Source organism: Aliamphritea spongicola, assembly GCF_017051665.1.
Classification (GTDB): Bacteria; Pseudomonadota; Gammaproteobacteria; order Pseudomonadales; family Balneatricaceae; genus Amphritea; species Amphritea spongicola.
The window spans coordinates 1-334 of sequence record NZ_JAFIDL010000054.1 but is presented as its reverse complement, the minus strand read 5'-3'; the positions used below and the strand labels follow the sequence as shown (position 1 = coordinate 334).

General features: G+C 68.9%; 1 protein-coding gene. It reads left to right on the top strand.

The genetic code is table 11. The annotated features are described in order from the left end of the window. A partial coding sequence (locus tag JYB63_RS22705) for a hypothetical protein (RefSeq protein ID WP_205660200.1) occupies nt 1-334 on the top strand: 334 nt, incomplete at both ends.

The following is a 334-nucleotide window of genomic DNA, read 5'->3' as shown; positions in this document are numbered from 1 at the left end:
GCCTGACCGTACGTCACGGCGACGGCGATGCCGGGCAACGGCTGCTGGCGCAGACCGTGGCTGAACAGCCGGATCGGCAGCGGGCGCAGCTGCTGGTGGCCTGGCGCGACGATCTGGCTGCAGAGTGGCGGTTGGAAGGCGTTCACGCCGAACGCCTGTTGCTGCCGCCGCTGCATACGCCGTTTGAACTGGCGCTGCTGTTGAGCTCGCCCGAGGCGGAAACGCTGACGCTGGAGCTGGTCACCGATCCGCGTCTGTCTCCGCACGCGGCGCCTTTCCTGCTGGAGCAGTTCAGCGCGTTCCTGGCCGGGCAGCGGATTGCCGTCGCATTGCC